The sequence below is a fragment of the Mesorhizobium sp. B2-3-4 genome, from assembly GCF_006442315.1.
Taxonomy (GTDB): Bacteria; Pseudomonadota; Alphaproteobacteria; order Rhizobiales; family Rhizobiaceae; genus Mesorhizobium.
This window is the reverse complement of record NZ_VFVY01000019.1, coordinates 33,549-59,414: the sequence shown is the minus strand read 5'-3', so window position 1 is coordinate 59,414 and position 25,866 is coordinate 33,549. Positions and strand designations below refer to the sequence as shown.

At 62.5% G+C, this 25,866-nt stretch carries 17 protein-coding genes and 1 tRNA gene; 11 read left to right on the top strand and 7 right to left on the bottom strand.

Features of this window, described 5'->3' with window-relative positions; translation table 11 throughout:
* Window positions 1-180: 180 nt before the first annotated feature.
* On the top strand, window positions 181-11,304 hold the full coding sequence (locus FJ967_RS24885; RefSeq protein ID WP_140734764.1) for a hypothetical protein: 11,124 nt from the start codon (window positions 181-183) through the stop codon (window positions 11,302-11,304).
* A 196-nt stretch (window positions 11,305-11,500) separates the two neighbouring features.
* Window positions 11,501-11,576: transfer RNA gene (locus FJ967_RS24880), tRNA-Cys, on the top strand.
* 102 nt (window positions 11,577-11,678) lie between these two features.
* Here FJ967_RS24880 and FJ967_RS24875 read toward each other — a convergent pair.
* Together FJ967_RS24875 and FJ967_RS24870 are read right to left on the bottom strand one after the other, a co-directional pair.
* Window positions 11,679-12,734 carry a hypothetical protein gene (locus tag FJ967_RS24875; protein ID WP_246675375.1) on the bottom strand — a complete coding sequence of 352 codons (1,056 nt, stop codon included), beginning with the start codon at window positions 12,732-12,734 and terminating at the stop codon, window positions 11,679-11,681.
* A gap of 195 nt (window positions 12,735-12,929) precedes the next feature.
* Window positions 12,930-15,035: a caspase family protein gene (locus FJ967_RS24870; protein ID WP_140734760.1), complete on the bottom strand. Its 2,106-nt coding sequence runs from the start codon at window positions 15,033-15,035 to the stop codon at window positions 12,930-12,932.
* 549 nt (window positions 15,036-15,584) lie between these two features.
* Here FJ967_RS24870 and FJ967_RS24865 point away from each other — a divergent pair.
* The 3 genes from FJ967_RS24865 (at window position 15,585) to FJ967_RS24855 (ending at window position 18,482) form a co-directional block, all read left to right on the top strand.
* Window positions 15,585-16,826, top strand: a complete 1,242-nt coding sequence (locus FJ967_RS24865) for a site-specific integrase (RefSeq protein WP_140734758.1) — start codon at window positions 15,585-15,587, stop codon at window positions 16,824-16,826.
* A gap of 242 nt (window positions 16,827-17,068) precedes the next feature.
* Window positions 17,069-18,121 (top strand): hypothetical protein, encoded by a 1,053-nt coding sequence (locus FJ967_RS24860; RefSeq protein WP_140734756.1) that lies wholly within the window; start codon window positions 17,069-17,071, stop codon window positions 18,119-18,121.
* Between the two features lie 25 nt (window positions 18,122-18,146).
* The gene (locus FJ967_RS24855) at window positions 18,147-18,482 is read left to right on the top strand and encodes an STAS-like domain-containing protein (RefSeq protein WP_181176134.1); all 336 of its coding nucleotides are present in this window, start codon (window positions 18,147-18,149) and stop codon (window positions 18,480-18,482) included.
* Between the two features lie 520 nt (window positions 18,483-19,002).
* Here FJ967_RS24855 and FJ967_RS24850 read toward each other — a convergent pair.
* The 3 genes from FJ967_RS24850 to FJ967_RS33510 all read right to left on the bottom strand — a co-directional run bounded on the left by FJ967_RS24850 (window position 19,003) and on the right by FJ967_RS33510 (window position 20,796).
* A complete protein-coding gene (locus FJ967_RS24850; RefSeq protein WP_140734752.1) occupies window positions 19,003-19,818 on the bottom strand; it encodes an excalibur calcium-binding domain-containing protein in 816 nt (271 codons plus the stop codon).
* A gap of 3 nt (window positions 19,819-19,821) precedes the next feature.
* Complete coding sequence (locus FJ967_RS24845) at window positions 19,822-20,295, bottom strand: hypothetical protein (RefSeq protein ID WP_140734750.1); 474 nt, start codon at window positions 20,293-20,295, stop codon at window positions 19,822-19,824.
* Between the two features lie 357 nt (window positions 20,296-20,652).
* Window positions 20,653-20,796: a hypothetical protein gene (locus FJ967_RS33510; protein ID WP_181176133.1), complete on the bottom strand. Its 144-nt coding sequence runs from the start codon at window positions 20,794-20,796 to the stop codon at window positions 20,653-20,655.
* Window positions 20,797-21,557: 761 nt separating this feature from the next.
* Here FJ967_RS33510 and FJ967_RS24840 point away from each other — a divergent pair.
* From FJ967_RS24840 to FJ967_RS24825, 5 genes are all read left to right on the top strand, one after another.
* Complete coding sequence (locus FJ967_RS24840) at window positions 21,558-21,767, top strand: hypothetical protein (protein ID WP_140734748.1); 210 nt, start codon at window positions 21,558-21,560, stop codon at window positions 21,765-21,767.
* 132 nt (window positions 21,768-21,899) lie between these two features.
* The gene (locus tag FJ967_RS33505; RefSeq protein WP_181176132.1) at window positions 21,900-22,070 is read left to right on the top strand and encodes a hypothetical protein; all 171 of its coding nucleotides are present in this window, start codon (window positions 21,900-21,902) and stop codon (window positions 22,068-22,070) included.
* A 5-nt stretch (window positions 22,071-22,075) separates the two neighbouring features.
* A complete protein-coding gene (locus tag FJ967_RS24835; protein ID WP_140734746.1) occupies window positions 22,076-22,297 on the top strand; it encodes a DUF768 domain-containing protein in 222 nt (73 codons plus the stop codon).
* A 44-nt stretch (window positions 22,298-22,341) separates the two neighbouring features.
* Window positions 22,342-22,506, top strand: coding sequence for a hypothetical protein (locus FJ967_RS24830; protein WP_246675374.1), 165 nt, complete (start codon window positions 22,342-22,344; stop codon window positions 22,504-22,506).
* Between the two features lie 60 nt (window positions 22,507-22,566).
* Complete coding sequence (locus FJ967_RS24825; RefSeq protein WP_140734742.1) at window positions 22,567-23,286, top strand: SOS response-associated peptidase; 720 nt, start codon at window positions 22,567-22,569, stop codon at window positions 23,284-23,286.
* Window positions 23,287-23,508: 222 nt separating this feature from the next.
* Here the strand turns inward: FJ967_RS24825 and FJ967_RS24815 are convergent, their stop codons facing one another.
* Window positions 23,509-23,697 carry a hypothetical protein gene (locus tag FJ967_RS24815; protein WP_140734738.1) on the bottom strand — a complete coding sequence of 63 codons (189 nt, stop codon included), beginning with the start codon at window positions 23,695-23,697 and terminating at the stop codon, window positions 23,509-23,511.
* An 88-nt stretch (window positions 23,698-23,785) separates the two neighbouring features.
* Between FJ967_RS24815 and FJ967_RS33805 the strand changes: the two genes are divergently transcribed.
* The gene (locus FJ967_RS33805) at window positions 23,786-24,031 is read left to right on the top strand and encodes a hypothetical protein (RefSeq protein WP_140734736.1); all 246 of its coding nucleotides are present in this window, start codon (window positions 23,786-23,788) and stop codon (window positions 24,029-24,031) included.
* An 84-nt stretch (window positions 24,032-24,115) separates the two neighbouring features.
* Here FJ967_RS33805 and FJ967_RS34030 read toward each other — a convergent pair whose 3' ends face one another.
* The gene (locus tag FJ967_RS34030; protein WP_140734734.1) at window positions 24,116-25,654 is read right to left on the bottom strand and encodes a collagen-like protein; all 1,539 of its coding nucleotides are present in this window, start codon (window positions 25,652-25,654) and stop codon (window positions 24,116-24,118) included.
* Window positions 25,655-25,866: the final 212 nt, after the last annotated feature.

Genomic DNA, 25,866 nt, shown 5'->3' with positions numbered 1-25,866 from the left:
TACTTACTCCAATAGTGCGTAATCACGAGATGCTTGCTGCCATTTCTGTGTCCAGCCAGCAACATCGTATCTAAATTACCTCATCCCAATTCTTGGGAATACCCGCCCTCCGCCGCAATCTGCTAGGTTGCATTAGCAAGGGATGATTCGTGCTGGGCTGGCGCGGGTCGGGGGGTGATGATGGCTCATCTTCGGGGGAGAGCGGTCGAGGCTCATCGTGTTTCAGCGTGGCTGAAGCAGGGGTTCCTCGGCCTTCCAGCGATTGCGGCAGTGGCGGCCATTGTCATGGCTGCGTCGCTGCTGATGAGCTCGACCCGTTCCGCCGAAGCGGCTTGCACCGGACCAAGTGGCGGCGTGGAGAGTTGTACAGGCTCTGGAACGCAATCGAACATTCATTACGATGCGTCGGATGGCGTCACGACGCTCAACGTCAACACGCTGGACATCGATCCCAGCCGAATCTCCCTGACCGGTACCGGGGCTGCGCCCGCGGCTCCCGGCGAAGCCCATTATACCTGCAGCACCGTCCCGAGTGACTGTACGATCACCCTGGCAGTGCCGGCGAACGGGAGCGACCCGGCAAAGCCCGAGACGTGCGTGGTCAAAGGCACCGCGCCGTCCGGCACGACCTGCGTACCGCCCCCGGCGAAGGCTGCAACCGGACCCTCCGGCAATGCCGGTCCGACGTTGACGGTCAACTACAACCAGCCTTCGGCCAATCCCGGCACGCCAGGCAGCGGCACGGTCGCGGCGACCGGCACCATCGGTGTTCTCGGCGCCTCGAACGGCAGCCGTGGCGGCAACGGCAGCAATGGGTACGTCTTTGCCAATGGCGGCGATGGCCACAACGGCGCCGATGGTGGCGTCGTTACCGTCAACGTCAACGGTGCCATCACCACCACCAACAACTGTTCGTTGTCCGCGCCTTGCCCAAGCGCCGGCATCGTGGCCAGCAGCGTTGGCGGCGATGGCGGTGACGGAGGCGACGCCAAGGGGATTTCCGGCAATGCCGGCAATGGCGGCCTCGGCGGCAGCGGCGGCACGGCAACGGCCAATTTCAATGGCGGAAGTATTGAGACGTCCGGCAATTTTTCGGCCGGCGTGGTCGCGATAAGTCAGGGCGGTCATGGCGGCAACGGCGGCGGCGGCGGCGGCCTGGTCTTCAATCCTGGCGGTGGCAGCCCGGCCGGCGCCGGCGGCAACGCCAATGTCTTTACCGGCGTGGGCACGACGATCACCACGCATGGCGTCTACTCGCACGGCATCGTCGCGCAGTCGATCGGCGGCGGCGGCGGCGGCAGTGCTGGCGGTTTCGGCCTGTTCTCGTCCTCGGGCGGCAGCGGCGGCAATGGCGGCAATGGCGGCGTCGTCAGTGTCGTGAACAATGCCGCGATCACGACCTGGGGCAACAATTCCCAGGGCATCCTCGCCCAGACGATCGGCGGCGGCGGCGGCGACGGCGGTTCGAATTTCGGCTTGTTCGCCTCGGGCGGCAGCGGCAGCCTCGGCGGCAATGGCGGTCCTGCCAATGTCGTAACGGTCGGCGTCACCAACTCCGGTGCGATCGTCACCCATGGTCAGGAATCGAACGGCATCCTGGCGCAGTCGATCGGCGGCGGCGGCGGCAATGGCGGCAATTCGGGCGGTCTCGTGGCGCTCGGCGGCAGTGGATCTTCAACCACCAATGGCGGCATCGTCGAGGTGACGAACACCGCGGCAGGCTCGATCAGCACCTATGGCAAGCAGTCGGCCGGCATCTTCGCGCAATCCGTCGGCGGCGGCGGCGGCAATGGCGGCAGCGCCGGCGGCCTGTTCACCGCGGGTGGATCGGGTGGCGCCGGCGGCAATGGCTCGCGGGTCACGGTGACTAATGCCGGCGACATAGAGACCGGAATAAATGGTGCTGGTTCCGTCAGTTCCGCCGGCATTTTCGCCCAGTCCGTCGGCGGTGGCGGCGGCAATGGCGGCGGTGCGTTTTCCGGAAGTGTCGGCTTCAGCGTCGCGCTGGGCGGCTCCGGCGCTCCCGGCGGCGACGCCGGTGTGGTGCAGGTGCTGCGCGATGCCTCGAACACAGCCTATTCGATCATCACCCATGGCGACAATTCCGACGCCGTCTTCGCGCAATCAGTCGGCGGCGGCGGCGGCAATGGCGGGTTCTCCGTTTCCGTCGCGGCTGGCGCGGTTGCCCTTGCCATGGGTGGAACGGCGGGCAATGGCGGTGTCGGCAAGGCCGTCACCGTGCAGACGGCAGGTACACTCACCACCCATGGCGACGGGTCGCGGGGTATTTTCGCGCAGTCGATCGGCGGTGGTGGCGGCAATGGCGGCGCGGCGATCGCCATCGCTGCCAACAGCACCGGCTTTGCCGCCGCGATCGGCATCGGCGGTTCCGGCGGCAAAGGTGGCGCATCGGATGTCGTCACCGTGTCGAGCCTCAGCGACATTTCGACGGAGGGCGACAATGCAGGCGGCATCGTCGCGCAGTCGGTCGGCGGCGGCGGCGGCAATGGCGGCTATTCGATCGGCGGGGCGATTGGCGGCATCGGACTTGCCGTCAACATTGGCGGCAAGGGCAATAGCGGCGGCGCCGGCGCGAACGTGATCGTCGGCAGCTCCGGCTCGATCCACACGCAAGGTGCCAGTTCGACCGGCATTCTGGCGCAATCGATCGGCGGTGGCGGCGGCAATGGTGGCTTCACCGTTGCGGCCTCGATCGGCGCGGCGTCCGCAAGCATCGGACTTGGCGGCGCTGGTTCCGTGGGCAGCAATGCCGGTGACGTCACCGTCAATGCCGACGGCGCCGGTCACATGATCAGCAAGGCCGGTTACGGCACGTGGAATTTGATCACCGAAGGCAAGAATGCCGCCGGTATCCAGGCAGAAAGTATCGGCGGTGGCGGCGGTAATGGCGGCTTTTCGGGCAGCCTGGCGCTGGGCGGAGTTGCCAGCGGCGGCGTCAGCCTTGGCGGCACGGGCGCGGGCGGCGGCGACGCCGGTACGGTTACGGTCAACAATGGCAAGAAAGACAATAGCGGCGTCATCACGCAGAACAGCATTCTGACCATCGACGACCATTCGATCGGCATCCTGGCGCAATCAATCGGCGGCGGTGGCGGCAATGGCGGGTTCGCGATCACGCTGACCGGTTCCGGGTCCATTGAGGGCGCGGGCGGCTCGGCCGCGGTTTCGGTCGGCGGCAACGGCGCCTCCGGCGGCGTCGGCAAGGATGTCACCGTCACCAACTATGGCAACATAGCCACGTATGGCAAACAATCAGCCGGTATCCTGGCTCAATCGCTGGGCGGCGGTGGTGGCAATGGTGGTTTCAGCGTCGGCGCTGCTTTCACCTCCGGCGCTCTCGGCGTGTCCGTGGCCGTCGGCGGCGGCGGTGGCACTGGGCGCGACGCGGGTCCGGTCACGGTCACTTCGACCGGCAACATCGAAACGCATGGCGATCAGTCGGCAGGCATCCTGGCGCAGTCGGTCGGCGGCGGCGGCGGCAATGGCGGCTTCGCCGGAGCTGGCACGATCACGCTGCAAGGCGCCAGCGTATCGGTGGGCCTTGGCGGCAACGGCGCCGGCGGTGGCAGCGCGAAGACTGTCAAGGTCACCTCCACCGGCGACATCACCACCTATGGCGACCAGTCGATCGGCATCCTGGCGCAATCCGTCGGCGGCGGCGGCGGCAATGGCGGCTCGACCGTATCGCTGGCGGTCGGACAACAAGCCGGCATCGCCGTCGGCCTCGGTGGCAAGGGCGGAGCCGCAGGCAACGGCCTCGATGTCACGGTCGTATCCACCGGCAACATCTCGACCGGTAAGGACTTTGCCGTCGGTGATGTGCGCGGCACTGGCGCGGCGGGCATACTCGCTCAATCGCTGGGCGGTGGTGGCGGCAATGGCGGCTTTGCCGGATCGCTTGGCGGCGGCCAGTCGATCGCGGTCGGCGTGTCGCTCGGCGGCAACGGCGCCGGCGGCGGCAGCGCCGACATCGTCAAGGTGACCAGCACCGGCAACATCTCGACCAATTTCGACAATTCCTCCGGCATCATCGCGCAATCGATCGGCGGCGGCGGCGGCAATGGCGGCTTCGCGATTGCCCTGTCCGGCGCAATCGGCGATCCCGACGCCGCAACGGCTGCCGTTGCCATAGGCGGCAAAGGTGGCGTCGGCGGCGTCGGCAAGGATGTAACGGTGACCAGTACCGGCACGATCGTCACGACCGGCAAGTTTTCCAACGGCATACTGGCGCAATCGATCGGCGGCGGCGGCGGCAATGGCGGCTTCGCCATCGCAGGGTCGGCGACGACAGGCAATGCCGGCATCGGCGTCGGCGTCGGTGGCTCGGGCGCAACCGGTTCGACCGCCAGCAAGGTGGTCGTCAACAGCTACAGCCTGGTCGATGGCAGCGGCCAGCCGGTGCTGCAAGCTCCGGCCTCGAATGTGGTTTCGATCTGGACCCAGGGCGACAATTCTTCCGGTATCTTCGCGCAGTCGGTCGGCGGCGGCGGCGGTTCGGGCGGTTTCGCAGGCAGCCTCGGCGTCGGGCTTGGCGGTGGCGGGCTGGGTGTCAGCATCGGCGGCGGCGCCGGGTCCGGCTCGAATGCCGACACGGTCACCGTCACCAGCTACAACAACATACTGACGCAAGGAAAAGACTCATTCGGCATCCTGGCGCAGTCGGTGGGCGGCGGCGGCGGCAATGGCGGTTTTGCCATCGCGCTGTCGGGCAGCAACGCCATGGCAGCCAGCGTCGCGGTCGGCGGCTCCGGCTCGAGCGGCGGTGGCGCCGAGGTCGTCACCGTCACCAGCCACGGCAACATCGAGACCGATGGCGATGGTTCGCATGCGATCTTCGCGCAATCGGTCGGCGGCGGCGGCGGCAATGGTGGCGGCGCCGTGGCCGGCACGCTGACCGGGCGCGGCGCGGGCAGTCTTGCCGTCGGCGTCGGCGGTTCGGGCGACAATGGTGGCGACGCCAAATCGGTGACGGTCACCTCTACCGGCGACCTCAGGACCGAAGGCTTGAAGTCGGACGGCATCCTGGCGCAGTCGATCGGCGGCGGCGGCGGCAATGGCGGCTTCTCCGGCGCGATCGCGGTCACCGCGGGTCAGGGCGCGGTGGGCGTCGGTGTCGGCGGTTCGGGCGCGGGCGGCGGCAACGCCGATACGGTCACGGTGACCTCGACGGGCAATATCGTCACGGTCAAGAACGGTTCGAACGGCATTCTGGCGCAATCGGTGGGCGGCGGCGGCGGCAATGGCGGCGCGGCGGTCACCATCGCGGGCTCCGCGCAACAGGCAGCAGCGGCTGTTTCCGTCGGCGGCAGCGGCGCCAAGGGCGGCACGTCCAAACTGGTCACGGTCAACAATATCGGCACGATCAACACCACGGGCGACAAGGCGAACGGCATTCTTGCCCAGTCGATCGGCGGTGGCGGCGGCACAGGCGGCTTCGCGATCTCCGGAGAGATGGTCGTCGACGGCGCCGGCGGCGCAGCCGTCAGCGTTGGCGGCAACGGTGGTGCCGGCCAGGATGGCGGTCCCGTCATCGTCAACAGCAATGTCGGCACCACGCTCGCCAACAACATCGCGACCATTCACACTGTCGGCGGCGATTCCAACGGCATCTTCGCGCAGTCCGTCGGTGGCGGCGGCGGCGACGGCGGCTTCTCAGGCGCGATTTCGGTCGCCGGCCAGAATGCCAAGGCCGCGATCGGCGTTTCCGTCGGCGGCTCAGGCGCGGGCTCGGGCAACGGCAAGACGGTCAACGTCACTTCGGTCGACAACATCCTGACCGAGGGCAATGGCGCGAACGGCATTCTGGCGCAGTCGGTCGGCGGCGGCGGCGGCAATGGCGGCTTTGCCTTCTCGGCGACCATCAAGGGCTCGCTCGGCAAGAACCAGAGCAAGAACGGAGCGGTCTCGGTATCGCTTGGCGGCGGTGCCGGCTCCGGCGGCAACGGCGAGAAGGTGACGGTGGATTCGACCGGTATCATCCAGACCGGCGGCGATAAGGCGTTCGGCGTGCTGGCGCAGTCGATCGGCGGTGGCGGCGGCAATGGCGGCCTCAGTGTGGCGGCAGCTCTCAATCTGGGCGAGGACGGCAATCAGATCACGGCGGCTGTCGGCGGCGAGGGCGGCGGCGGCGGCAAGGGCGGCGAAGTCCTGTTGACGCGCCACGGCGCGACAACCACCACCGGCGACAAGTCCGTCGGCCTGTTCGCGCAATCGGTCGGCGGCAGCGGCGGCAGCGGCGGCATGTCGATCTCCGGCGCGATCGCAGGTACCGACGGCAAGACCTTGTCGGCGAGCGTCGGCGGCTTCGGCGGCTCGGGCTCGAGCAGCAGCAAGGTGACCGTCGACAATACGGGCGCCATTTCGACCTACGGCGTCGAAGCCCACGCCATTCAGGCACAGTCGATCGGCGGCGGCGGCGGCGATGGCGGCATGGCGGTCTCCGGTGTGATCGGCTCGCTCGGCAACGGGAAGAACTTCAACGTCGGCGTCACCGTCGGCGGCCTTGGCGGCGATGGAGCCACTGCCGGCGATGTCTTCGTCACCAATCACGGTCTGCTGCAGACAGGCCTGCTCGCTGCCGGCCAGACCGTAACCACCGGCGACGGCGCCTACGGCATCTTCGCGCAGTCGATCGGCGGCGGCGGCGGCAATGGCGGCAATGCCATCACCGGCGTGCTCGGCGTCAACGGCAACAATGCGGGCACGCAGGTCAATATCAGCGTCGCGGTCGGCGGCGCGGCCGGCAACGGCAATACGGGCGGCAACGTCACCATCAGACAGTATGGCGGCATCGAGACCCATGGCGTGGGTTCCTTCGGTATCCTGGCGCAGTCGATCGGCGGCGGCGGCGGCACCGGCGGGCGCGCCAACTCGATCTCGCTGCAGCTTGGCGCCAAATGCACCTTGCCCACCGTCTGCTCTCCCGCGAGCGGCAAGCCGGGCTGGAACCTGCAGGCGGTGGTCGGTGGCGCCGGCGGAACCGGCAATGACGCCCAGACGGTCGACGTCGGCAATTATGATTTCATCATAACGCATGGCGACAAGTCGTCCGGCATCGTCGCACAGTCGATCGGCGGCGGCGGCGGCATTGGCGGCGACGCTTATGTCGGCACGGGAGGCCTTTTCGACAATCCAATACAGGTTGATCCAACGCTGCTGCTGAAGCCGCTCGGCACAGCCAGCATGGCCAGGTCGGGTGCTGTCGCCATCGGCGGCAACGGCGCCGGCGGCGGCAATGGCGGCACGGTCATCGTCACCAACGAAGGCGCGATCCAGACAAACGGCACCAAGTCGGACGGCATCCATGCGCAGTCGATCGGCGGCGGCGGCGGCGATGGCGGCGACGGCGAGGCCGGCGCGCTCGGCACGGTCGGCATCGGCGGCAAGGGTGCGGCCGCCGGCAATGGCGGCTCGGTCACCGTGACCAACGGCAAGACGGATCTCAGCCAGGTCACGGTGGCGACAATCGAGACTTTCGGCACGGGGACACTTCCGGCGGATGCTCCGCCGAGTGCCAAGCCGGAAGAGGGCTTTTCGGCCGGCATCTTTGCGCAATCGGTCGGCGGCGGCGGCGGCACGGGCGGCGGCGCCGGCGGCCTGCTGTCGCTGGGTGGCTCCGGCAAGGCCGGCGGCTTTGGTGGCCATGTCATCGTCGACAATTACGGTGGCATTGTTACGCATGCCGATGATTCCGTTGGTATTTTCGCACAGTCGATCGGTGGCGGCGGCGGCGCGGGCGGCTCGCTCGGCATCAGCGCGATCGCCGTCGGCGGCTCCGGCGGCTCCAGTGGCAATGGCGGCCAGGTCGATGTCACCAACAACGCCGTGATCATAACGGACGGCATCGATTCCTATGCGATCCAGGCGCAGTCGGTGGGTGGCGGCGGCGGTTCGGGCGGCGGCAAGAATGGCGGCATCACCGGCTCGATCCCAGCCGTGATCTCAATCGGTGGCGCCGGCGGCTCGTCCGGCATCGGCGGCATCGTCAATGTCACCAACAACAACAGCCTGCACACGACCGGCGCCGGCGCGGATGGCATCAACGCCCAGTCGATCGGCGGCGGCGGCGGTTCGGGTGGCCGCGCGATCGGCTTCATCGCGGTCGGCGGCAAGGGCGGAGATGTCGGCGACGGCACCACTGCCGGCAGCAACGGCGGCGGCGGCGCGGTTACCGTCAACAACAATGCCAACGGCACGATCCTCGTTGAAGGCGTCGGCGCCCATGGCATCTTCGCGCAGTCGGTCGGCGCCGGCGGCGGGTCGGGCGGTGGTGGCATCGGTGCCAGCATCGTGCCGACTTCGATCGGTGTCGGCGGCGATGGCGGCAGTTCGGGCGATGGCGGCATCGTCACCGTCAACAACCATGGCGACATCACCACCGTATCGGCAGGTTCGGTGGCGATCTTCGCCGAATCGATCGGTGGCGGCGGCGGCACCGGCGCGATGAGCATCGCCGCGGCGCTCAGCCCGGGCGCCTTGACATTCGGCATCGGTGGCGATGGTGGCGCCAACGGCAAGGGTGGGGACGTCAACGTCACCAATTTCATCGACGGCTTCATCCACACGCAAGGTTTTGGCTCGACCGGCATCATGGCGCAGTCGGTTGGCGGCGGCGGCGGCAATGGCGGCGCCAGCTACTCGGTGGCCGGCGGCGTTCCCGGCTTCTCGCTGGCGCTCGGCGGCAAGGGTGCGGCCGGCGGCGACGGCGGTATGGTCACGGTCGTCAACAATGGCCAGATGCAGCTCGATGGTGACAACTCGGTCGCGATTTTTGCCCAGTCGGTTGGCGGCGGCGGCGGCAGCGGCGGTACCGCGATCGCGGCGACAATCGGCCCGCCCGTGTTCATAGGCGGTGATGATGGCGCAACCGGCAAGGGTGGCAATGTCTCCGTCACCAACACCGGCGTGATCGTGCTGAAAGGCAAAGGCTCGGTCGGCATCTTCGCGCAGTCGGTCGGCGGCGGCGGCGGCGTGATGACCGCCGGCACCGACGGTATCATCCAGGCCGTCAACGGGGGCAAGGGCGATGGCGGCGTCGTGACGATCAACAGCACGGTCGCCATGCTGATAACCGGCGAGAATTCGGTCGGCGTCTTTGGCCAGAGCATCGGCGGCGGCGGCGGTGTCGGCGGTTTCTCCGGCAACTATCTCGGCCTCGACCAGGCTCCGGCTGCAAGCAGTATGATGATGATGGCCATGGACGCCGCCCCACAGGGCTTCATGGGCAGCGCCGGCGGCGCCGGGGTCGGCGGCAACGTGACGTTCGAACAAAAGGCCGACCTCTTTGTCACCGGCAAGAATTCGTCCGCGCTGATGGAGCAGAGCTCGGGTGGCAGCGGGGACATAGCTGACAATGGCGATATCAACGTCACCATCGCCAAAGACGTCTTTGTCCTCGGCGGCTCGGGTGCCGGTGCCGGCGTCAGCTACCTCGACGGCAGGAACAATGTGCTGGTCAACGACGGCATTGTCGGCGCGGTCACCGGCGATGACGGCTGTACTCCTGGCGCGGCCGATCCCAATTGCGATCGCAAGATCGACGGCTATGCCATGCGCGGCGGTATCGGCAACGACACCTACAACAATTTCAAGGACACGATGGGCTCGATTGCCCTGGGTGCCGGCCAGAATGCCTTCAACAACGAGAAGGACGCCATTTACCGCATGGGCGATACCGTCGACCTCGGCCTGACGGGACAGTTCAGCAATGACGGCTATGTCGCGCCCGGCGATCTCGATCGCGTGATGACGACCTATGTGACCGGCAACTGGACTCAATCGGCGCTCGGCACCTATCTGCTCGATCTCGATCTCGATCCGGAGGCCGACCAGATCAACATCACCGGCACGGCGAACCTCGATGGCAAGGTCAACCTCAACATCATGGAACCAGGAGCCGCGAAGCCGGGCACCGAGGAGTACCTGATCCTGCACGCCGATCACGGCGTGACCGACAACGGGCTGGTGCTCGACTCGATCCCCAGCGCGGTCGCTCAGTATAAGCTGCTCTACCCGAATCCCGAGGATGTCGTTCTCAACGTCGACATCAACTTCGCCCGCACCGGCCTGACCGAGAACCAGACCTCCGTCGGCCAGGCCGTCAATGCCATTCAGACGGACCTGACCTCGCCGGCCTTCGAGAAGATCGCCGCGGCGTTGTTCTACATTCCGACGCTCGATCAACTTGGCGCTGTCTATGATTCGATCTCGGGCGAGGGTGTTTCGGGCTTCGAACAGCCGCAGTTCGACGCCTACGACACATTCATGGCCTCGATGAACCGCCAGGCGAATTTCTGGCGCACCGGGCTCGGCACAAATCCGACGGATCGCTCCGTCGCGCCGCAGGCCTATGACGAGCCGGCGACGAAGAAGAAGGATCCGTTCAAGGCCATGCAGCCGGACGAACGGCGCTGGAGCTATTGGGCAACAGCCGGCGGCAATGCGGGCGATTTGAGCGGCGATGCGGTCGTGGGCAGTGCCGAAAACGTCTACAGGGGCGGCAGCTTCGCGGCCGGTCTCGAATCCGTCGGTGATTCCGACATGGTGACCGGCTTTGCGCTGGGTGGCGCGGCAGCGTCCTTCGCCGTCGACGGCCGCCAGACTTCGGGCAACATCATCGGCGCCCAGGCCGGCGCCTATGTGGCGCGCAAATGGGATCACTTCTACATCAATGGCGGGCTTGCCTTCGGCCTCTACAACAACAACGTCCACCGGGCCACCTCGGTCCCTGGCTCGAACGCGCCGCTCGATCCCGTGCCCGCCATCACGACGGAGAATTGGCGCAGCAATTTCCTGAGCGCCGGTTTTGGCACCAATGTGGAGGCCGGCTGGCGCGAGCAGGTCGGCGATGGCGCCATCACGCCGTTCGCCGCAATGCAGTTCTCCTTCCTGTCGATGGATGCCTTCGACGAAACGTCGCTTGGCGGCGGTGCGCTGGGGCTGAGTTTCGACCAGCGGGTGATAACCTCGCTGCCGGTCTCGCTCGGCCTGCAACTCGACACGACGATCCCCGTCGGCGGCGACCGGTCGCTGCAGGCCTGGGGACGTGCCGCATGGGTGCACGAGTTCGAACCCGACCGCTCGGTCAGGCCGAGCTTCCAGGCAGCCCCCGGCTATTCCTTCGTGATCCAGGGTGCCGCGGCGGCAGAGGATGCGGTTGCCGTCGATGCCGGCTTGAAGATGAACTGGAGCAGCAACACTTCGATGTTTGCCACGTTCGACGGCAAGTTCGGCGACGGCGTTCAGACCTATGGCGGCAATGTCGGCCTCAGGGTGAACTGGTAGGAAAGACACGGCAGGAGAGGGCGTACAAGGCCGTGGGACCCTTGTGGAGGCGGATGCGTTTCAAGTCCGCGAGACGAGTCTCGGATCGCCTCTTTCCTGCCATTTGACACGCTCTTTTCCACAATCGTGCGTTGCCGAAAGTTTTATCCAGGGCGTCAAGAAACTTTAAACTTCTGCCCTTTACCAAAGCACGTATGGCCTCGTGGCGGAGCGGCTACGCTAGAGACTGCAAATCTCGGAAGCCTCGGTTCGATTCCGAGGCGAGGCCTCCAAAATTCCGAAGCAGGTGGATCGACGGATCGGGGATCGGCTGGACGCCGAACCGGTCCGTCGCCGCGTCACGCCAAGCGATTTCCGTCCGCGTGTAAATTATTCTAGCGGAAGAGATATTTCGACACTTCGGGATTGCCGCGGCGCCACATCACGTTGTCCAGGAAGTAATGGTGCACGTTGATGAAAATCAGCACGATGAAGAAGAACAGCGACGATCCCAGGACCTCCTGATTGTAGGGGACAAGGGCTGTCAGCACGGTTGGAACCAGCCAGAAACCCAGGCCGCCGAGCAGGAGGCCGGCCGAGATGAACTCCAGAAGCCGCACCCAGTAGGCCGAGCCAAGAAAGGACAGGATTCTGGATTGCGGGGCCTTTTCGGCATCGGGCCCGTCGCGTTCGACATTGCTCTGGTAACGCCAGACCACCGCCAGATATTGCAAGGAATGGAGCGCCGGGACCACCAGCAGCCAAAGCGGGTTTGTCCTTACGATCAGGATCCAGAGATAGAGCGACGCGATATAGGCGATGACGCCGTTGTAGGGCAGGCTGCCGCCATTCTTGCTCCAGCGATTGATCAGCATCACGACAGTGGCGGCAGTCGAAGCGGCGGCGGCCGACAGCGCGATCGCATTCAGCCATGCAGGGGTTGCGAACGTATAATATTCGAGGCCCAGATAATTGGCCTGGCTGACCGCTGTGTTCGTCTGAAGCCATGCGAACAGCCAGACGGTATAGCTGTTGACCAGCAGGATCTTCTTGTCCGGATCGGTGAAGAACCTGCGCTTCAGGACGGCATCCACCATCAACATGCCGTAGCCCTGCTTGACGTAGTGCCAGCCGACGAAAAAGAACATGGCGTTGGTCGCATTGCCCAGCAGCCGGGCGTTTGCCGTTATCGCGCCATAGGCAAAAAATGCGGCCATGAGCAGGGGAACGACAATGCCGGCGAGGATGTAGCGGATTTGGAGGCCGCCATCGTATCCGTCACCGCGCAGCTTGCGCCCGAAATTGCGATAGAAGAGCTGGTACGAGTGGGCGAAGTGCGGATAGTTGATCACATAAGCCAGGAAAAGCATCGTCGCCGCGACGAGACCTTCGTATTTGAGCGGCACGAAGTACAGCGCGGGCAAGATCAGGAACGCGCTGCCGCCAAGCATCAGGAAGTCCGCCAGCGGACCAAAGAGATACCTTGGTGGTGGCGTAGCCGCAGGAGCGCGTACATCAGCCGAAAGGTGAACTGTCATATGAGCGCTCCCTTCGGATCATATTTAACCACCGGCCAGGTTGCGCGACAAGGTCGCGATGTCTGGCTGGCACATCCGCCCGTGACAACTACCCCCGCGAAGAGGTCTTCAGTGAGAATCGACAGACCCGTCCCTGTTAAAGACCAACTCACCGTTGGGCATGCCGCCCGGGGAATAAAACACGATCTTGTTCCCCTCAATCCCGTAACCAGGAGAGATGTCAGCCCCGAAAAATAGGGTAATCGGCTCGGCGCCGCTAAGAACTCCTTTTAATTCCGGAGCTCCGAATTTCGCCAATTTCTGTTTTTCGGCATTTTCATCACCATACCAGAAAGTGCCGTCCACGTTCGCAACCAGACGCTCGCCACTTAGAACCAAAAGGCAAGATTTCTGTTCATTTCCTATCTGGCAATCATAGTCTACGATCATATCCCTGACGCCGTTTCGATCGATGTCGTAAAGCGTAATCTCCTTGAAGTTGCAGCCAAGGGACGAATACCAATTCGCGGTGTGGTTGCCGTGCACGAAGCTGAGGTTCCCGCCATATCTATCGTTGCTGAGCCCGACAGTTTCCGGCTTGCCGTCGGCATCAAGGTCGAAATCGAACCTCGCCTGCTCACATGATTGAACAACCCCTTCAGTGAGATGGCCCTCATTCCAATCGATCTTGGGTCGGTCGGTGCTGTCAGCCGATGCCCGCCAATCGTATAGCGACAACATGCAGTCGAAGTTGGCTGTCGACACGGTGACGGCACCATTGGGGGCTGCTTTCATAATGTCGCAAGCGTCCCCCGGTCGAACGCTGTGTCTCGCCGAGAGGGTAGGCTCTCCTCCTTGCCATTGTGACTTCCGCCACTGAATTTCCGGCGTCTTTCTGAGCAGGTAGGCCGGCAACTCCAGCTGGAGGCTTGCCGATGACACGACGTGCGCGGTGAGGGCAACGTCTGCTCCCCATCCCAACTCAAGACGTGGGAGCTGCTTACCGCCGGTCGCGGAACTTACTCCGTTACGGGTATCGATGAGTGCCGACAGGATCGTCGGCTTGTCCCGGATATTGGCCGCGAAGATTTCAGCGAAAGGGCTGTTTTTTCCGTTCAGCGTATCAATTGCCGGCTGTCCGCTCGATGCGGAAAAAGCAATCGTGTATTCGCCGCCTCCTGAAGGGTCGGTATCGACCTGGGCAGGCGACAATGGCCTCACGCTGCGGACCGTGACATCGTCCAGGACGGGCTTGGCGTCCCCGGCGCTGGCGATTGCCTGTTTTACATCGACAATCGTGCGGCATGCATCGAAGACGACGAGAACTTTCCGATAGCCGAGCTTGGAGATCGCGGCGATTATCTGCGAGATTGGCTGATAGTCGCTCGAGTTGGCGGCCGAGGTGAGTGAAAACGAGGGAAAGAGCAATGCTGCATCGCCATTCACGGTGGCGGCGTGGCCCGCATAGTAGAAGATAAACACATCCTTGCGAGGGCTGGTCTTGTAACTGCCGATAGCGCTGGCAAGCGACGCCTGTGTCACATCCATTATCGTCGTTGACGCGATACCGCGCGATTTCAGCGCGGCGCCAACAAGAGCGGCATCAGCGGCCGGCGTCTTGAGTTTCGCCACATCCAAATAGTCGTCATTCGCGACGAGCAAGGCATCAATGCTGTTGCCCGTGATGATGTCGTTGGGAAACGACAGCTCCAGTCCGCTGAGTGTAATCGCGCCGGAAGGGGAGGTTCCGGCAACAGGTTGGGCGACGGCTGTATTTCCGGCCCGGGATGTGTCGGCTATGTCGAGTTCGGCTGACATGCTAGAATAGAGTTCGATCTGTCGTGCGTAGGAATCCGATAGGCACGCGATGTCGTTGCCGCAAAGATTACGGGTGCGAAGCCAGTTTCTTTGTAACTGTTGCAGCTCAGCCTTCCGAGGGACGACGCCGTTCAACGTCGAGAACATTCCGGTGAGATTGATTTCCTGTCGTCGCAACGACTCGTCGCCGCAGATGGCGAGTTCGGCAGGCGATTTGGCTTTGCCACACCATTCGGGGACAGAGTTGTCGTTGGTCGCCGATAGTGACCGAAGGTCTTCAACTTCACCTTCCAGGACCTGTCTTATACAATTTCCGTCGACCGAACACGCTATTCGTTCCCTTGTGCGCGCGCGACCTATTCCCGCTACCGCGGATCGTCCGAGTTTTTTGGCTGTTTCTGCATAGGTCTTGCTCATGAGTGCCTCCAAGGCACCCAATTGTGGGTCAGCGCAAATTACCTTCTCATCCGGCCTTTTTGCCTTCCTGCAATCAAAGCTCGGCGAACTGGCCGTCCAAGCTGGCGCAGCGGCGAGAAATGCAATGGCAAAAAGAAGAATTGCTGACAGTCGCATGCAACGCCTAAACTCAAACCGCCAACATTTCTTTCGCGGAAGTCTGGCAGGATAGTGACGTACGAATGTTTACGCGACAAGCGGGTTGCGTGGTGTCTGCCAACTCAGGCGTGGATTCTTGATTTCCCGGGGCGGCGCAGATCGCAGCTTCGTCGGCTGCCCGGCAAATTCGCCGCGGTGATCCGGCCATGGAAAAATCTGGTACGCCCAAGGGGAATCGAACCCCTGTTACCGCCGTGAAAGGGCGTCTTCTGACACAATATGAGATTTTCTGACACTCTATTACACAATTGATTTTGCTACGCTTTATCGCCTATGATGTCACGTCGTCTCAGGTGGTCTCAGCAGTCGGAAAGCAACGAATTCGGCAACGAATTCTAACGGAGCATGTTCATGGCGCAACGGCGCAGCCTTCTTTCGAGCAAAACAAGCAGAGCTGCACTGCCGCCATCAGACGCGCCAGAGTGGGAAGTAATCAGCCCGGGCGTCCGGCTCGGATACCGGCGAGGGCGCGGCAGCCGCGGGCAGGGCGGTTCATGGCTGGCGGCTTCGCGATCTGTTGAAGGGAAGCGGCTGCAGGAGCGCATCGGTCGCGCCGACGACGTGATCGCGGCCGACGGCCTGAAGACCTTGACGCACGAGCAGGCGAAGGACGCCGCCAGGACTTGGGCTAAGTCTCTGAAGGCCGGCGGCGAGCAGCCGGAAGCGTTGACCGTGAATGCGGCGCTTGATCGCTATTTCGAGGCGCGCGCGGCGGAAGGGATGAAGGCAATCAAGGATGCGCGATCGCGAGCGGCTTTTCACATCCGGCCGAAGCTTGGGTCGATCAAGGTGGCGGATCTGACGATCGAGAAAGTTCGCGCCTGGCGCGACGGGATGGTCACCGCTCACAAGAGGTTGCGCACATCGAAGCTCGCCGAGAAGGCGAACACAGTCGCCGTCGATCTATTCGACCCGGAAGTGATCCGGCGCCGGCGGGACACGGCCAACAGAACGCTCACTACGCTGAAAGCAGCCCTCAATTGGGCCTTCAACAATCGTCTTGTGACCGACGATGCTGCGTGGCGCCTGGTGAAGCCCTATCGCGGCACGACGGCGGCGCGCGTTCGCTTCCTGTCACCGGACGAGCAGAAGAAGCTAATTGCCTCGAGCAACGGTGCAATTCGCGATCTTGTTTCGGCCGCGCTGGTGACAGGCGCCCGGTTCGGCGAACTCGCGCGGCTGAGGGTTGCGGACTACGACGCCGCGAACAAGTCGGTGTTCGTCGCCGAGAGTAAAAGCGGCAAGCCGCGGCACATCCCGTTGCCGGCCGGCGGGGCTGATCTGTTCGAACGATTAGCTTCTAACCGGCCCGGCGGCGAGCCGCTACTTCGGCAAGAGAATGGCACGGCATGGGCGCCGGCGATCTACCATCGGCCATGGAAAGCGCTGCTTGCCCAAGCAAAGCTTTCAGACGTGACGCTGCACGAGCTCCGGCACACCTACGCCAGCACTATGGTGCGCAACGGCGCGCCGCTGATCGTTGTGGCGCAGGCGCTTGGCCACAGCGATACCAGGATGGCAGAGAAGCACTATGCGCACCTTGCGCCGTCCTACGTCGCGGACACTATCAGGCGGCTTGCGCCGGATATCTGACAGCCCCGGAAGAAGCCACCGTCAAAAGCGTCGATCTTTCCCTATGGAGCGGATTCCTTTGGAGAATGGGCAAACCCCGAGCCCAACGTCCTTGCGTATGCATTTGGCTTCTTATAGTGGCTGCTTCAATCAGAGAATACTTTATGAGATTTCCAGACGAGAGTTGGCGTCGTTGGCACTACTACCGCGCCAGAAATGAACAGAGGAAGCGCACTCGGCAACGTCGAAGCCGAGCGATTTTGTTGTTTCGCGACGGCCACCTATTCCCAGCCATCGGTATCCCCTCGAGTTATGCGCCAGCCGACTGCCGACTATTCGACAACACCGACGAATACGTCGGTTTTCTGGATTCCATCCGCTATTCGATGAAAATCACAACAGCCAGGCGCCGCGGAATCTTTGAAGCGAAGCGTCGGGATGACCCTTATCGGCCGGCCGGCAAACCCCGTCGGATCGGAAAATTTGTATCGTTTGACCGCATTCTTCAGATTGATCCCGCCGGGGCTCTGGTCCTTGCCGCGGAATTTGACCGCGCTCGACGACGCTTCGGAGCCAGGCTTCCAGCGGTGAATGTGCCGAACTGGAATCCCGAAATCCGACGAACGCTTGAGGGGCTCGGGTTTTTTACGCTGCTTGAAATCGGGGAGAAACCCCCCATGTTAAGCCTGGAAGATCAGACCGGAACTTGGCGCGTGGCTCCGTTCCTTTCTGATCGCCGGGTTAGTCCAGAGCTCGCGGGGCCGCCGCTTCAAACGCTTGTTAGCGCTCTTGGCGTTGAAGATGCCGATTTCTTTGCCGATACGAAGCTCCGCCAGCTTTTTCGCTCGGTCGTGGACGGAATGGCGAATGTTGTCGACCACGCCTATCCTCCTCTAGCGGTCGTCTTTCCGCATGTCGGCAGATGGTGGCTGACTGGGGCCGTGGATTTTGAAAACAGACGATTAACCATGACGCTTTATGATCAGGGCATCACAATTCCGGCTAGCCTTGCGTCCAATGCCGACAAGACAAACCTGTCCGCTCGCGCGTCGCTCCAAAAACTGCTACGACGAGGCCCAACGGACGCCGATCTCGTGGAATTCGCGGTGAACAATCATGTCACAACTACCGGTGATGAGCAGCGGGGCAAGGGTCTCGGCAAGCTTTTGAGTTTTGTCGACGCGTGCGAAACCGGCGAACTGAGGGTCATGAGTAGGCGCGGCGTCTACAAGTACACGAAGGGCCGCGCTGCAACCAAAGCCGAGCTCGCATGTTCCATTGGTGGTACCTTGATCAGCTGGCAAGTTGGGTTATAAGGACCCGCCCATGCAGGAGAAGACTATGATACAGTTTGCGGAGTTTACACGCTTTCCTGGCGCTGGCCTCCGCGAGCAGGGTGGTTACAGCGGTCAGCAATTCCGGGAAGATATCCTTACGCCGGCTTTGAGAACGGCCAAGGAGACTGGCTCGCTTGTGGTGGTGAATTTGGATGGAACGATGGGGCTGTCGACAGCTTTTTCGAGGGAAGCTTTCGGCGGCCTGGTTTCCAGAGACGGGTTCACATCAGCGGAGTTGAAGGCGTTGTTGGTGATCGAAGGCGAGGACCCTTCGTCGTCCGTTTTCATCAAGGAAGCCTGGGAATACATTGCCTCCGCTAAGCCCGCCGCCGTCCACTGAGGTTTCGCTTTTGCCGAGCTGGGCGTCCGGGGCGGCGATCGGATTCATTTCAGCCTTTTTAATCCAAGCGTTCGTCGGTCACTGGAAACTGTGGGTCGATCAGCGGAAGGCTATAGTTGACGATTTTTGCAAAGCGCTGAACGATGCTCAGCAAGCCGGCGTCAAGTATTACAGCCGCGATCATGTCCAAGGCGGCAGCGATGAAGAGCCTGCGCGGGAAGCTATCTACTCCCAGAAGATTGTCACCGACCTCTACGGGATACTCGATCGTCGGTTTGGGCCATTAACTCCCGCCTGCGAAACTGCATTCCGCGGATTTCGAGAGACGATGACCGGAGAAGGGTATCTGGTCGCGGGCGCAGGATCGTTTCGCCGAGCAAGCGAGGTCACTGTTTCGGCTGCTCACTGCTCAGCCGTCGTAAAAGACTGGGCCTGCGGGCAGATAGGGCCTACAGCGAGTTGCGCCGTTTGGCTAAGGCGGCAACTCAGGTCATGGGGCTTATGGACAAGCGGCTAGCGATCAACACAGCGTCTCGCATGCCACCCCGTCGCCGTCCCGATCCAGCTTCCCGCCCCACGAGCAATTCTGCAGATACCATTGGGCTTCGTCGCACGAGCTGATCTGCTTGCACGTCCGCCGCGGCGCGCATGAATAGCCGCTCTGCGCCACCAGCTTGCGGCTGATGATGCCGAGCGGCTGACGAGCCGGCGCCGCGCCATCAGCATGCGATGCGCGCCATTCCCACGGCGCGTCGAACTTGCCGACCCATAGACCGAGCCTGGCGGCTTCTGCCTCCGCCTGTTGCGGCGCGTAGGCGCCGTTGCTGTAGCGCGGCCAATCGAGCGCCTGGCCATGCTCAACCATCCACGCCGACACGCTGGCGCCGTCGGCGCGCCGGCAGTTGCCGACGAAGCGGTGATAGCGGTCCCACTCCACAAATTTGCATTGCACCGGCCGTGACGCCGACAGGAAGCTGTCCAGCGCTTCGGCCGATCGCCGGCCGCATGGGTATTCGAAGCCCTTGGCGTCGTCGCAATATTGCTTGCTCTCCGGCGCGTCGATGCCGTTGAACCGGATCCTCTGACCGTGAACTTCGATCGTGTCGCCGTCGATCACCGATGCGACGCCAGTGATCGGCTCCGGCTGGGGGCCGAGCAAATCCGGCAGGCGGTCGCCGTGCTGCATGAACGTCTGCGCGGCAAGCGCGCCGGCTGCGGCAACGGTCAGGAAGATCAGCCGCCGCGGTACGCTCGCCCAACGCAGGGCACGCAAGCGTCTGGCGCCGGTGCGCTTGCGCCATTGATCGGATCGGTTGTCGTAGCGGGATTTGTCCATTGATTACGCCGACCAGCCGGGCCAGGTGCTGTCGATCATCGGCGCGCCGGCGCAGTAATAGTCGTCGACGAACCGTCCGGTGGCCCTGTCCCGACACCGCCAAATCAGAACATAGTTTTGTCCGTAGAACTGGTCCCATGCCACACCGTAAACAGTGGGAGGCGGTCGGTAATAACCGCCGCCGTAGCCATTGTTCGCGGCAACAGCAACCGCCGCACCACCTACAGCGGCCACCGCTATTCCGGTTGCAACAGCATTATCGGCCTGTACAAGCCTCATGCACTTGTCTGCAGTCGCCCCGCGACGAACAAGCAGAGCGGCCACCCTGGTTCTATATTGCTCATCAGTGCTCGTCGCCAGCACATGGCACAGCGCAACCGTATTCATCGCAGTGAGATCGGCATCGGATACAACAGGGCTCGTTGAGCAGCCGGTAAGAATCAGCGTGGTGCACACAACGACTTGCGATTTTTTCATTTGATTTCCCCCACCTAAACAATGGGGCAAACTCATCTCGAGAGTCCAGAGATTTATTTGGATGGCGGTTAGCCGATTTTGGTTCTGCTCCCGAGGCCCGAGCGGTTCAGGTCCCGATTCTGCGAAGGTAGACTTCGCGCAAAGCGCGCTGATCAATCTTTTTCCGCAGTTCAGACCGCTATATCGGCTCGGCCTTCATCAACTCCGGTCACGATATCCGCAATCGGCTCTAGAAGCGCGTCCACGCCTAACCGGCGCCGAAGGGCTGGCCATATCGACCGGCTCAAAATCGGCAACCAACCCCACCGCCGCTCGTTGACCTATGCTGGTTGATCCCAGCACTCCAGAACCTGCCCGCTACCAAGACCTCTCCGGTGGCGGGCTTTTTTGTCCTTGTTTGGCTTCATCAAGGATGCGCTGCGCCTCCTCGCGGGTGAGGCCGCACTTGCGGGCATAGTATTCAGCCTCCGCCGTGATCTCGCGATCGGCGACAAGCTCCATGTTATTTCGCTTCTTTCCCACATTGGAATCATAACACGAAACCTGGTTTCAGCCCAGTTGGAACCATCTCGATCAGGCGAAGTTGGGTTTATGTTCGGAAGCCCCCTCAACCGAGCAGACAAACAGAAGCCCGCCACCGTCCCTCAGTGGCGGGCTTTTGCTTGACACGGTGGAGCACCCACGGCAGTTTCCGCCCATTGAGGGACAACCGGGGACTCCCATGAAGAAGACATACGAAAAGCCAACCGTCACGAAGCGCCAGCGTTTGAGCGCGGTCACTGCCCAGGTGCCGTCAAGTCAGACCAACGTCGACTGAATTTTGCCAACGCAACCAAAGCCCGCTGGCCCGGCCGGCGGGCTTTTCGTTTCTGGAACCTTTTGAGCGCAGGAAGATTAAGGCGCCGGGTTTAGAGCGGGTGGTGCAAGGTGCGGCGGCAATACCTTGTCGAGGTGATGGCCGGATCGTCAGTCTTATCAACGACCACGGTCGAGGCGAAGTTGCCTTTTGCGGCGGCAGAGGCACGAATTGGCCTTCCTGTCACCTTCAGGACTTCGAGACGGGTGGGAGACAATTGGTTGCGCGTTACCGAGACGACGGGCAGAAAACGAGCATTTGCCTATGTCATTCGACAGGGATTCGACGCGACCATCACCGCAGGGGAAGAACACTGAAAGCTCGCCGGACGGCGCAACAGCTAAACCATCTGGACTCCAGCGCGCGTTGTGATTTTATCGCATTCTTGCGTTGAGGGAGTTGCACCATGCCTATGCGGCAAGAGGCCTTGGTGGCCGGCAATTTCACGCCGTCCGAGGTTGAATTTCTGGGGCGTGTTTTCGACCAGCTCAAGGTTGAAGGACAGTCACAAGCCGACCGGGATCTGCTCGCGTCCCGCATCATCGCCAACTATATGGCAGGCGTAAGGGATGAGGCCGAACTGGTCTCGCTGTCGAGGCAGCCGCTCGGCCGGTAGCGAGTGTCTAGGAAGCGGCTCTAACCGGCGACGGCCAGACAACAACATTTGAGGTTTTGTCGCTAAAATTTCGTCGGGAACTTTTGCGGCACTCGGCTCTTTCTTGGCGCAACAGACCAAGGGAGGCCTTTCATGGCACAGCGCAAGGTCGATCGCGAAAAAATCGAAAGAGCCGATAGGGAAAGCAAGCTGGTCCTCGATGCGGAACGGAAGGCGCGGGCCGACAAGACGGCCAGATTGAGGGAGCAACGGCTTAAATCGCAGTTATCAGCGCAGGAACCCAAGCCTGGCAAGAAGCTTTAAGCTTGATGAGCTCGCGCGGCCTCAACTTCCTCGATCAATGGATCGCGAACAACGTCCCCGAGACCGCCCAGGCGGATGTCATTTCGGTGGACGAACTCACTCACAAGCTTATAGCCGACGCCAAGGCGATCGGCATCAAGCGGGCGGAAATAGACGAGGAGGTCGACAGTCTATATCGCACGATCCTCGACGCGATCGTGCATTTCGATCCGGGCCTGCCGGAATGAGTGCGCGCGGACGGGAGTTCCTCGACGCCTGGGTGGCAAGTCACTTGCCCGACGAAACGGGCGGCAATCCGATCGCCGCCAGCGATCTGGCCGACCAGATGATGAAAGCGGCAGGCGAGGCGGGGATCGCCCCAAGCGAGCTGCATGAAGAGGTAGGGAGCGTGTTCGAAGTGATCTTCGAAGCGATGGCGCGTCGACGCGATGGTTGACTAGTTCTCAATGCGTTCCCATTTTGGTCTTCCTGACGGCAAAGATTGAGTAGTCCCAAAATGTGCGGACGCGTTTTCGTAAAGACTACTATCCCCGACATGGTGCGGCGGTTCGAGTTCGCCCATCCGGGCGAGGTTGAGCGGCTGGGCAACAGCTTCCCGCTGTGGAACGGCGCGCCCAGCCTTACCTATCCGATCATCATCCGCGAAGAGCTGTCGACCAGTATGGCCGGCTTCGTCTCCGCGCGCTGGGGACTGGTGCCCGGCTGGGCGCGCGATGGCGGCGGACGGCCGCCGCCCGTCAACGCGCGTTGCGAGACGATCGCCAGCAATGGCATGTTCCGCAAGGCCTATGCCTCCCGCCGCTGCCTGGTTCCCGTCGACGGCTATTTCGAATGGCAGAAGCTCGACCCGTCGGGCAAGAAGAAGCAGCCCTATGCCATTGCCATGCAGTCTGGCGAGCCCTTCGCGATGGCCGGCATCTGGGAAGAATATGCCGACAAGGCGACGGGCGAATTGGTCCGAACCTTCGCCGTTGTCACCTGTGAGCCGAACTCGCTGATGGCGACCATCCATGACAGGATGCCGGTGATCCTCGCGCCGGCCGACTACATGCGCTGGCTCGGACCGGAACAGGATCCTCGCGACCTGATGAAGCCGTTCCCATCCGATCTGATGAAGATGTGGCCCATCGGCAGCAAGGTCGGATCGCCGCGGAACAATACGCCCGACATCATTGACGAGATCGGCCTTGGGCCTAGTGACCTGTTTGACGTTTGACGGCCGCGTTGCGCTTCGGAGCGTCAACCCTGTCCAGAAAGGTCTGAAGAGCCAGCATCATGGTCTTGGCGCCTTGCTTGCTAAGTGAGAATTGGGTGACCCCGTCCTCTGTCAGAAGCCCGACTATACATATGGTTGGCCGAGGCTCATCGCCGTCCATGTCAATCGTGCAGCCACGAACCGCAGGCAATACCTGAATTTTCGGTCGTTTCATTCCTTGCCTCACAGATACCGCTCGCCGTCATCCTTGTGCTCGAAACAGAACCAGTGCGATTCCTGCCGTGGCCTGTTGAATCCGAAGCCGGCATGTTTGTCGCAGCCCTCATGCTCGCATGTGTGGCCCAGCACTCGGGCACGCTCTCGCGGCGCCGGCGTCATGCCCTCAGCGAGTTTGGTCGGTTCGTCACTCATGCGGGATAGATTCCACAACACGGCTTGACCGGCAAGGAAAGTTGTTCCTTTTCTGTTCACGGGTGGGCGACTCTCAAAAGGTGTCGCAATGGCTAGATCGAAACCGTCAAAGCAACTGTCGCAGGATGAAATTGATCGCTTTCTGGTGGCAGCGGAGGCGCTGCACCTGAGTATCGTTAAGCCTTTCATATCCCCACATTGTGACCACTACAGGCAGACGCGTGTCCTGCATGAGGTTTTGCTGAAGGTGGTGCGGGACGTGACCGGGAAGGAAGTCGCGTTCATACAGTGGAACACGACCGGGCCGGTGCGCGACCCCCTTCCGAAAGGGTAGCTATCCCGCAGGAGTCCGATGGCCCATTCCAAAGACAGGGCCAATTCGAAGCCGGCAAGCTCCAGTCGCGCGGGGTAGATGTCATCAAACATACACCGCTCCATTCGTCGGCGTGACGGTGGAGTTGCCGGGCAGATAAGTGCTGCCAGCGCCACCTGTAGAGATAACCGCGAGGGTATCGGCAATGTAACGTGGACCTGTTACCGAAGCCGCAGTTCCGGCCCACGTATTGCCGTTGAGAAAGATGATAGCCCCGGCGTCGCCGGTAACGAAGGCGCTGCTGAAAGCGAGCGTGTTGGAGAATGTGACAGTCATTCCCTGCACACGACAGATAGCACCGCCAGTGACTGCTATGTGACGTGAGGCATTTCCGCTTACGGAATAGTTGCCAATGGCCCCCACAACGGCGCCATCCACAGCGAATAGCTGATAGAGCAATCCAGTGCCAAAATCGACGTTTCTAAATTCTATACGGCTCGTCCCGGAGGGCCAGAGGCCAAACACTGTCCCTGTCGCGGTGCTCTCGATGCGCACCCCGCGCACGCTATAGATAGTCGTAACATTTGTGTTCTTAAGGCCGGCAACACTGCCTGCCGCGACCCCGGTCACCCGTAGAATGACATTCGAGGGCGTCGTTTCATCGCCCACGATGATAACCGAACCGGCCCCCACGCATACTTTGCCCACCAATCCCGTATTTCCGAGATTGTATGTTCCCGCACCGAGTTGAATGGTGATGTCGTAGATGGAGTTGTCGAGCGACGCCGCAACGTCAATAGCCTTCTGAACGGTTAGGAATGCGCCGCCGGCGTTGTTGACCAGACCCGTGTTGCTGTCCGAACCCGTGGTCAAAACATAATAGGTTCGGGCTGCTGTTAGCACCTCGCGCGCTGTCGCCCACTCCGGCGCTGTCAGCGCGGAATTCTGCCGAAGAACCTGGAGCGGTGATCCTTTGCCCAACCTCTGCGGACCAGTCCCATCCCGATAGAGGACATCGCCTTGCGTCGTCAGCACCGAAACGCCGACACCAGTCGCGCCAGTAGGTCCGGTCGCCCCCGTGGCACCGACGCCGCCAGTCACGCCCGTTGCGCCCACCGCTCCCGTGACGCCAGTGGGGCCTGTTGCACCGACCGCTCCCGTAACGCCGGTCGGACCGGTCGCGCCAATAGGCCCTGTCGCGCCGACGGAGCCATTCGTTCCAGCGGGGCCGGTGGCTCCGATCGGCCCCGTGGCTCCTATGGGACCGGTAGAACCGGCCGGGCCCGTTGCGCCTGCTGTACCCGTTGGCCCCGTAGCGCCTACGGGACCAGCGACGCCGGACGGTCCCGTAGCACCGATGCCGGCCGGTCCGCTCGGCCCCGTGGGGCCAGTTGGCCCGGTCGGGCCGTCGCCGCGCAACAGCGCCAGGACTTGCGGCGAAAGGCTGTCGGGAGTGACCTTGCCGTTCGGCAGCGCGCCGTCGGATCGGCGCACATCGGCCAGGGCGTCGATGGTCTGATCGATGCCCTTTTTCAGATTTGCCAGGTCGTTTTTGAGCTGCGAACCCGGAAACGGATTCTGCTGTTGCTCTTGCTGGAACGCGACGTAATCGTAAGCGAGAGGCGGTTTCGCGGGAGAGGGCATTTTGCATCACGCACGACTGCACTTTCCCGAACGCGCCGGCATGGCGCACGCTCATGAGATGAGATCGATGGGGAAAGTGGGTGAAACATGCCCCGGAGGCCGGGGCGGTGATGCAGCTGCTCGAGTTCTGCGATTTGCCAGCGAATGTAGAATTCTATCACGTTGCTCCCGGCAAGCACAACGAAATATGGTCAGAAATCTTATTAACTAAA

What these genes read in the sequence shown, in the direction of transcription:
- FJ967_RS24885 (WP_140734764.1), top strand. Translation starts at nt 181, where the DNA reads ATGGCTCATCTTCGGGGGAGAGCGGTCGAGGCTCATCGTGTTTCAGCG.
- FJ967_RS24875 (WP_246675375.1), bottom strand. Translation starts at nt 12,734, where the DNA reads ATGCTTGGCGGCAGCGCGTTCCTGATCTTGCCCGCGCTGTACTTCGTG.
- FJ967_RS24870 (WP_140734760.1), bottom strand. Translation starts at nt 15,035, where the DNA reads ATGAGCAAGACCTATGCAGAAACAGCCAAAAAACTCGGACGATCCGCG.
- FJ967_RS24865 (WP_140734758.1), top strand. Translation starts at nt 15,585, where the DNA reads ATGGCGCAACGGCGCAGCCTTCTTTCGAGCAAAACAAGCAGAGCTGCA.
- FJ967_RS24855 (WP_181176134.1), top strand. Translation starts at nt 18,147, where the DNA reads ATGATACAGTTTGCGGAGTTTACACGCTTTCCTGGCGCTGGCCTCCGC.
- FJ967_RS24850 (WP_140734752.1), bottom strand. Translation starts at nt 19,818, where the DNA reads ATGGACAAATCCCGCTACGACAACCGATCCGATCAATGGCGCAAGCGC.
- FJ967_RS24845 (WP_140734750.1), bottom strand. Translation starts at nt 20,295, where the DNA reads ATGAAAAAATCGCAAGTCGTTGTGTGCACCACGCTGATTCTTACCGGC.
- FJ967_RS33510 (WP_181176133.1), bottom strand. Translation starts at nt 20,796, where the DNA reads ATGGAGCTTGTCGCCGATCGCGAGATCACGGCGGAGGCTGAATACTAT.
- FJ967_RS24840 (WP_140734748.1), top strand. Translation starts at nt 21,558, where the DNA reads ATGCCTATGCGGCAAGAGGCCTTGGTGGCCGGCAATTTCACGCCGTCC.
- FJ967_RS33505 (WP_181176132.1), top strand. Translation starts at nt 21,900, where the DNA reads ATGGCACAGCGCAAGGTCGATCGCGAAAAAATCGAAAGAGCCGATAGG.
- FJ967_RS24835 (WP_140734746.1), top strand. Translation starts at nt 22,076, where the DNA reads ATGAGCTCGCGCGGCCTCAACTTCCTCGATCAATGGATCGCGAACAAC.
- FJ967_RS24825 (WP_140734742.1), top strand. Translation starts at nt 22,567, where the DNA reads ATGTGCGGACGCGTTTTCGTAAAGACTACTATCCCCGACATGGTGCGG.
- FJ967_RS24815 (WP_140734738.1), bottom strand. Translation starts at nt 23,697, where the DNA reads ATGAGTGACGAACCGACCAAACTCGCTGAGGGCATGACGCCGGCGCCG.
- FJ967_RS33805 (WP_140734736.1), top strand. Translation starts at nt 23,786, where the DNA reads ATGGCTAGATCGAAACCGTCAAAGCAACTGTCGCAGGATGAAATTGAT.
- FJ967_RS34030 (WP_140734734.1), bottom strand. Translation starts at nt 25,654, where the DNA reads ATGCCCTCTCCCGCGAAACCGCCTCTCGCTTACGATTACGTCGCGTTC.